We start from the raw sequence: 7703 nt of genomic DNA on the forward strand, positions 1-7703 counted from the left end.
CGCGCGCTCGGCGTGGGAGGCGGCCCGCCTCGTGATGCTCGGACCGGCCGGGCGGGACCGGCCCCGTGGAGCGGGGCCGGTCCCTGCGATCAGCCCTCGGGCGCCGGGCTGGGCGCCTCGGAGCCCTCGGCCGGGGGCTGGCCCTCCGCCGGGGCCTCACCGTCGGCCGGGGCGTCCCCGTCGAGGGCGTCGTCCGCGGCGGTGGCGCGGCGCAGGGCCTCGTTGAGGCGGTCCTGCTGCTCGCCGTACCCGGCCCAGTCGCCCTCGGCCAGGCGCTCCTGGCCGCGGGTCAGCGCGTCCTGGGCCTCGGCCAGGGCGGCGGAGAGCTCCTCCTGGACCGATCCCGGCGCCGGGGCGGCGCCGTCCTCACCCTGCGGCGGGTCGCCGGCCTGGCCCTCCTCCGGGGTGACGGCCCCGGAGTCGCCGTCGAACACCTGGTCCAGGGCCTCCTGGAGGGTGTCCGCGAAGCCCACCTTGTCGCCGAAGGACACGAGGACCTTGCGCAGCGTCGGGTAGGTGGTGCCGCCCGAGGAGCGGACGTACACGGGCTGCACGTAGAGCACGCCCCCCGCGACCGGCAGGGTGATCATGTTGCCGTTGAGCACCTCGGAGGCGCCCTGGCGCAGCAGGTTCAGCTCGCGGGAGACGGTGGCGTTCGAGTCGAAGTTCGCCTGCGCCTGGCCGGGGCCGGGAACCGTGGTGGAGCGCGGCAGCTCGAGCAGGCGCAGCGTGCCGTAGTCCTCCGCCTTCACGCCGTCCTCGCCCGTGCCGGCGTCGCCGGTGGCGGAGAGGAAGCCGTAGAGCACGTTGCGCTGCTGGGTGCCCTGCGTGATCTGCGGGATGTAGTTGCTCGTCAGGGAGAAGGCGGGCTCCTCCTGGCCGGGCATCTGCAGCGTCATGTAGTACGGGGGCTGCTTGACGTCTCCGTCGCGCGTGGGGTCCGAGGGGACGGACCACGCGTCGTTGTTCTCGTAGAAGTCGTCGGCGTCGGTCACGTGGTAGCGGCCGAGCAGCTCACGCTGGACCTTGAACATGTCCTCCGGGTAGCGGACGTGGTCCATCAGCGCCGCGCTCATCTCGGAGTACGGACGCAGGGAGCTCGGGTACACCTTCTGCCAGGCCTGCAGCAGCGGGTCCTGGTCGTCCCACGCGTAGAGGGTCACGGAGCCGTCGTAGGCGTCCACGGTGGCCTTCACGGAGTTGCGGATGTAGTTCACCCGGCCCTGCAGGGCGGCGTTCGGGCCCTGGCTCAGCGAGTCCACGGTCACCTCGCCCAGCTGCTGGGCGGTGGAGTACGGGAACTGGTCCGAGGTGGTGTAGGCGTCCACGATCCACTGCACGCGGCCGTCCACGATCGCCGGGTACGGCGAGGTGTCCACGGTCAGGTACGGGGCCACCTTGCTCACGCGGTCCGCGGGGTCGCGGTCGTAGAGGATCTGGGAGGCCTCGTTGACGTCCGAGGAGAGCACGAGCTCGGGCGAGCCGAACTTCACGGCGTAGGCCAGCCGGTTGAACAGGCCGCCCACGGAGGGGCCGCCGTCGCCGGAGAAGGTGTACGCGGTGTCGTCCTGCGAGTCCGCCGTCTGCGGGCGGTCGCGCTCCACGGCCGGGGCGCCCTCGGGGGCGCCGACCACGGAGTAGGACGGCGAGTTCTGGCCGAAGTAGATGCGCGGCTCGTAGTCCTCGTCCGAGGCGAGCGGGCCGCGCGTCGGGATCTCGGAGAGCAGCCACTGCGGGCGGCCGCCGGCGGCCACCTCGGACGCGTCCGCGACCACCATGCCGTAGCCGTGCGTGTAGATGGTGTGGCGGTTCACCCAGGACTGGGTGTCGTCCACGTTCACGTCGCGCGCGGCGAGGATGGTGTCGCGGGTCTGCCCGTCCACCTCGTAGCGGTCCACGTGCAGGGTGTTCGGGAACGCGTAGTAGGGGCGGAACTGCTGGAGCTGGCCGAAGGTCTGGGAGATCAGGTTCGGGTCCATCAGGCGCACGTTGGCCGTGTTGGCCTCCTCCCCCGCCAGGGCGCCGGCCTCGGTCTCGGTGACGCCCTCGTAGTTGGTCACCTCGACGGCGTCCAGGCCGTAGGCCTCACGCGTCAGCTCGATGTTGCGGCTGATGTACTCGGCCTCGAGTGTGCGCTCGGACGGCTTGACCTGGTACTCCTGCACCACGAACGGGTAGGCGGTGCCCACCACGAGCGCGGTGATCACGAGCACCGCGGTGCCGATCAGGGACAGGCGCCACTTGCCGGAGAACACGGTCCACACGAACAGGCCGGCCACGATCAGCGCGGTCACCGCGAGGATGGCCGAGGTCGGGATCACGGCGTTCACGTCCGTGTACAGGGCGCCGGCCCAGGACCCGGTCTGGGACTGGGCGGTGCGGTACCGGTTGAGCCAGAAGTTCACGGCCTGCAGGAGCAGGAACAGGGCGAGGACCACGCCGATGTGCACGCGCGCGGCCGGGGCGACGCGGATGCCGCCGCCCTCCTCCACCCGTACGGAGCCATACAGGTAGTGCACGAGCACGCCAGCGATGCCGGCCACGAGGACCACGGAGGTCAGGTACCCGGCCACGAGGCTCAGGAACGGCAGCGTGGCCATGAAGAACATCATGTCCAGGCCGAACTCCGGGTCCGCCTGGCCGTAGGGCACCTGGTTGAGGAACAGCAGGACCGTGTCCCAGCCGTTCATGGCCGCGGAGCCGGCGAAGAGGCCGAGCACCACGGGCACGCCCAGGAACACGAGGCGCCGGATCGGCTCGAGCTGGCGCTGCGCCTGGCTCAGCGAGTCGCGCCCGGCCGCCGAGGCGTCCGACGGACGGTGCCGCCACGCGGTGCGGATGGCCAGCCACACGGCCAGGGCCATGCCCAGGGCGCCGAGCAGGAACAGCGCGGCCTTGGCGAGGACCTCGGTCCAGAACACCTCGGTGAAGCCCAGCTGGGAGAACCAGAGGACCTCGGTGTAGACGTTCGTGAAGAGCACGAACAGCCCCACGAGGATGGCCACCGCGATGACGGTGAGCACGAGCGCGCTGGGGCGCCCGGGCCGGCCGGAGCGGGGCCGGTCTGCGGCCGAGGAGCCCCCGGCTCCCCCGCCGAACGGGCCGAAGGGCCCGCCGCCCTGGCCGCCGTCGCGGCCGTCGCCGCCCGGTCCCTGCGGCGCGCCGCCGAAGGGGCCGAACGCCCCGAACGGGCCGGAGGAGCCCCCGGCGGATCCGCCGCCGTCCCGGGGCGGGCCGCCGAAGGGCCCGCCGCCTCCCTGTCCAAAGCTCACTGCTCTGTCCTCTTCCCTCCCGCGTCCGCGGGGATCTGCTGCCGGCCGGGGGCGCTGCGCCCCGCGGCCGTGACGATGGGTTTCGTGGTCTGGTCCTGCGGTCTCGTGGCGGCCGGCGCGCTCAGCCGCAGGTGCGGGCGGATTCGGGGGGCTCGCCCCGGCCGACGGCCTCGACGATCTCCCGGGCCTGGGCGAGCGTGTCCACGGCGTACACCTGGAGCCCCTCGGGCACCCGGCCGTCCAGCTCGGCGCAGTTGGCGCTGGGGGCGAGGAACGTCGTCGCCCCCGCCTGCGCGGCGCCGCGCACCTTCTGCGGGATGCCGCCGATCGGCCCGACGACCCCGTCGGGGGTGATGGTGCCCGTCCCCGCGATCGGCGCGCCGCCGGTCATGGCGCCGGGCGTGAGCCGCTCGAGGACGGTGAGCGCGAACATCAGGCCCGCGGAGGGGCCGCCGATGTCCGGCACGGTCAGCTCGACGTCCAGGGGGACGTCGACGACGGTCTCGATGAGCGCGCCCATCTGCCACGGCTGCGGCGCGCCCTCCGGGGCGGCCGCCACGGGCACGCGCAGCTCCGTCACGGCACCGTCCCGGCGCACGGTGAGCGTCACCGGGTCCGGGCCCGCGGACCCGACGGCGGCGCGCAGGTCCTCCAGGTCCTCGGCGGGCTCGCCCGCGGCGGCGATCACCTCGTCCCCGGGATGCAGGACGCCCTCGGAGGGGCCGCCGGGCACCAGCTCGTGCACCACGAGGGTGCTGGGCACGGGGCGGCCGAGCGCGTGGAGGGCGGCGGCCGCGGCGGTGTCCTGCGAGTCGGACATGGCGGCGGTGTTGGCCGCGCCGACCTCCTCGGAGCTCATGCCGGTGGGGTACATCAGCTCGCGCGGGACGACGTCCACGGCAGGGTCCACCAGGGCCCGGGCGAGGTCGATGACGGAGGTGGTGCTGATGGGCGGGCCGCCGACCATCACGGTGGTCATGTCCAGCGTCCCCTCGCCCTCGTCCGGCGTCCCGCCCTCCACGCGGAGCACCTCGGCGCCCTCGCGCTCCCCCAGCAGGTCCACGGCGGGGCCGGGGCTCTCGAGGATGTAGGGGGTGGGAAGCAGCAGGGCCAGGCCGGCGCTGCCGAGGGCGAGCCATCCGGACGCGGGCAGGCGCGGGGCACGGGTGGTCCTCGGGGGCACTGCGCGCACGCGACACCGACTTTCCTGCTGGTCCTGGTCAGGGGCCGTCCTCGCCGCCGGGCACGTGCCGCACGGCGACGGTCGTCCCAGTCTACGCGGACCCCGGGCCCCGCTCGGGCGCGGGCGTGCGCCGAGGGCGAACCGGGCCGCCGCGGCGTCGGGAAGGCGGGTGCACCCCGGGGCCGCGCGGATACGCTGGGGCCATGAGCAACGACCCGCGCACTCCCGGATCCGACGACGGCCGAGACCCGCTGGAGGAGATGCTCCGGCAGCTCTTCGGCGGCAACGGCCCCGACCCGGACGAGATCCGCCGCGCCATGGAGGGCATGGGCGGCCCCGGCGGGATGCCCTTCGACCCCTCGCAGCTGGACCCCGCGATGATGCAGCAGGCCATGGCGCAGTTCCAGGCGATGATGAACCCCGGCCCCGGCTCCGAAGGCCCCGTGAACTGGACCCTGGCCAAGCAGGCCGCGCGCCAGGCCGTGGCCGGCGAGGACCCGGCGGTCGGCTCGTTCGCGCGCCGCGAGGTGGACGAGGCCCTGCGCCTGGCCGAGCTGTGGCTCGACGGCGCCACGCAGACCGAGCCGGTGGGCAGCGTGGGCGTCGCCTGGTCCCGCGCCGAGTGGGTCGAGGCGACCATGGACCAGTGGCGCCGCCTCACCGAGCCCGTGGCCGTGTCCATGTCCCGGGCCATGTCCGCCGCGATCGAGCAGCAGCTGCCGGGCCAGCTCCCCGAGGGCATGGACGCCTCGATGCTCGCCGGCCTCCAGCCGATGCTGAAGAACATGGGCGGCACCATGTTCGGCCTGCAGCTCGGCGGCGCCGTGGGCGCCCTCGGCAAGGAGGTGCTCTCCGGCACGGACATCGGCCTGCCGATCGCCGGGCACCGGCTGGCCATGGTGCCGGTGAACGTCGAGGAGTTCGGCGACGGCCTGAGCGTGCCGGACGACCAGGTCCGCATCTACCTCGCCCTGCGCGAGGCCGCCCGCATGCGCCTGTTCCTGCACTCCCCGTGGCTCGAGCGCGACCTCTACGCGGCCATCGAGCAGTACGCGGCCGGCATCCGCCTGGACACCGAGGGCATCGAGCAGGCCGCGCGGTCGGTGGACCCCATGGACCCCGAGTCCATGCAGGCCGTGTTCGACGGCTCCTCCTTCATCGCCGCCCCGGACGCCACCCAGCGGGCCGCCCTGCAGCAGCTCGAGTTGCTCGTGGCCCTCGTGGAGGGCTGGGTGGACGTGGTGGTGGCCGAGGCCGCCACACCGCTGGAGTCCGCCGCCGCCCTGCGCGAGACCATGAACCGCCGCCGCGCCTCGGGCGGCCCGGCCGAGCAGGCGTTCGCCGCGCTCGTGGGCCTGGAGCTGCGTCCGCGCCGCCTGCGGGAGGCCGCCGCCTTCTGGGAGCACGTCACCGCGGAGCAGGGCAAGGAGTACCGCGAGGAGATCTGGCGGCACCCCGAGCGCCAGCCCACCGCCGAGGACCTCGAGGACCCGGCCGGGTACGCCGGCCGCCGCACCGCCGCGGACGCCAGCACGGATTCGCTCGACGACGACCTGCGCAAGCTCCTCGAGGGCGGCTTCGGGGACGCGCCCAAGGAGGGCTGATCCCCTCTCCCCCACGACGACGGGGGGCGGTAGGGCACCACGGTGCGGGCCGCCCGCGGTCGTCTCAGGTCCGCTCGTCCTCGGTCGGGCCGTCGTCGGGCGCGTCCGCGTCCATCGCGTCCTCGTCGTCGGCCCAGGCGTCCGGGGCGATGCGCCCGCGGCTCTCGGCGAAGGCGACGCCGTCGAGGAAGGCCATGGCCTCCGCGTAGCGCGGATACGCGGCGACGAGGCGGAGGAACGCCGGCCCGTGGCCGGACTCGAGCAGGTGGGCCAGCTCGTGGACGAGGACGGCGGCCACCACCCAGTCCGGCATGCCCCGGAGGCGGTCCGAGAGCCGGATGGTCCCCCGGGAGGGCGTGCACGAGCCCCAGCGGCGGCGCTGCCGCGCGGACCAGGCCACCGACGCCGGCCGGGCCCGTCCGCCCAGGTGCGCGGCGGAGAGCCGCTGCGCCCAGGCCATCAGGGCCTCGTCCCCGCCGGAGCCCGCGCCCGGGCCGGATCGGGGCTGCGAGCCGGCGCCAGGGCGCCCGGGCGACGCTCCGGCGCCGGCGCGGCGCGCCACCTGCTCGACCATGCGGGCGATCCACTCGCGCTCCTGGGCCGGGGTGAGCCGGGCGGGGACGTTGACCTGCAGGCGGCCCTCGCGCCAGCCCGCCGAGACGGTGCGGGTGCGGGCGGTGGAGCGCACGAGCCGCACGGGCGTGCCCTCCCAGTCCAGGTCGGTGCTCTGCCGCACGGCGCCCCGGCGCACCGGGCGACGGGCCAGGGCGGAGACGGCCGCGGCGGCGGGCACGGGCTCTCCGCGCTCGTGCTCGGCAGGCACGTGCTCGGCAGGCACGGGCACGGCGGCGTCGGCGGGAGGCATCCGGCCATTGTCCGCCATCGGCGCCCCGGCTGTGGACAACCCCGGGCGGCCCGACGGCGCCCTGGCAGGGTGGGGCGCACCCGCCCGAGAGGAGCCGCCATGCCCGCCGCCCCGTCTTCCGCCCTGTCCGACGCCCTGTCCCCCGCCGAGCCCGGCGCCGTCCGCCCCGCCCTCGACCCCGGGCCTCCCGGCGCGGGGTGGGAGCCGCCCGTGGACGTCCACGTCGCGGGCCTGGACGCCGTCGGCGTGGCGGTGGCCCACGCGCTGGCCGGCGCCGGCCTCCACCGGATGGCCCTGTGGGATCCGCGCCCCGTGGACGCGGCCGACCTCGGCACCGGGCTGCTGCCCGGGGACCTCGGGCGTCCGCGAGCCCGCGCCCTCGAACGGCGCCTGCTCGACGTGGCCCCGGGGCTGCGCGCCTACGCCCATCACGGCCCGCTGCCCGTGCTGGTCGGCCAGGCGAGCGTCGCCGTCGGAGACGTCCTCGACGCCGACCTCGCGGCGCAGGCCCTCGCCGCCGACCACCCGCTCCTGCCCGTGCGCGTGGGGCCCCGCGCGGTGACGGTGGGGCCCTGGTGCGCCCCCGGCGTCGTGGGCTGCCCGCTGTGCTCGCTGCCGGCCGACCCGGTGGGCCCGCCCGGCCGGCGGTCGGCCCGCGGACGGGCGACGTCCTCCGGGGCGTCCGGAGCGGCGGCCGTGGACGCCCTCACCGCCCAGCGGGCGGCCGTACTCGTCGCCGACGCCCTGCGGGCCGGCCCGTCGGCCGGGGTGGTGCGGGC

The 7703-nt window shown here is 75.6% G+C and carries 5 protein-coding genes; 2 read left to right on the forward strand and 3 right to left on the reverse strand.

What is annotated here, in order from left to right; genetic code table 11:
- Positions 1–89: 89 nt before the first annotated feature.
- Both NWP10_RS09405 and NWP10_RS09410 read right to left on the reverse strand, forming a co-directional pair.
- The gene (locus NWP10_RS09405) at positions 90–3272 is read right to left on the reverse strand and encodes a UPF0182 family protein (RefSeq protein ID WP_258300713.1); all 3183 of its coding nucleotides are present in this window, start codon (positions 3270–3272) and stop codon (positions 90–92) included.
- A gap of 121 nt (positions 3273–3393) precedes the next feature.
- The gene (locus NWP10_RS09410) at positions 3394–4464 is read right to left on the reverse strand and encodes a PDZ domain-containing protein (protein WP_258300714.1); all 1071 of its coding nucleotides are present in this window, start codon (positions 4462–4464) and stop codon (positions 3394–3396) included.
- Positions 4465–4658: 194 nt separating this feature from the next.
- Between NWP10_RS09410 and NWP10_RS09415 the strand changes: the two genes are divergently transcribed.
- Positions 4659–6059: a zinc-dependent metalloprotease gene (locus tag NWP10_RS09415; RefSeq protein WP_258300715.1), complete on the forward strand. Its 1401-nt coding sequence runs from the start codon at positions 4659–4661 to the stop codon at positions 6057–6059.
- Between the two features lie 64 nt (positions 6060–6123).
- Here the strand turns inward: NWP10_RS09415 and NWP10_RS09420 are convergent, their stop codons facing one another.
- Positions 6124–6924 carry a M48 family metallopeptidase gene (locus NWP10_RS09420; protein WP_258300716.1) on the reverse strand — a complete coding sequence of 267 codons (801 nt, stop codon included), beginning with the start codon at positions 6922–6924 and terminating at the stop codon, positions 6124–6126.
- A 99-nt stretch (positions 6925–7023) separates the two neighbouring features.
- Between NWP10_RS09420 and NWP10_RS09425 the strand changes: the two genes are divergently transcribed.
- On the forward strand, positions 7024–7703 hold a 680-nt coding region (locus NWP10_RS09425), incomplete at its 3' end, for a ThiF family adenylyltransferase (protein ID WP_258300717.1).

Origin of the sequence: Micrococcus sp. HG099 (assembly GCF_024723355.1) — a bacterium.
GTDB lineage: Bacteria > Actinomycetota > Actinomycetes > Actinomycetales > Micrococcaceae > Micrococcus > Micrococcus endophyticus.

What these genes read in the sequence shown, in the direction of transcription:
- NWP10_RS09420 (WP_258300716.1), bottom strand. Translation starts at nt 6,924, where the DNA reads ATGCCTCCCGCCGACGCCGCCGTGCCCGTGCCTGCCGAGCACGTGCCT.
- NWP10_RS09415 (WP_258300715.1), top strand. Translation starts at nt 4,659, where the DNA reads ATGAGCAACGACCCGCGCACTCCCGGATCCGACGACGGCCGAGACCCG.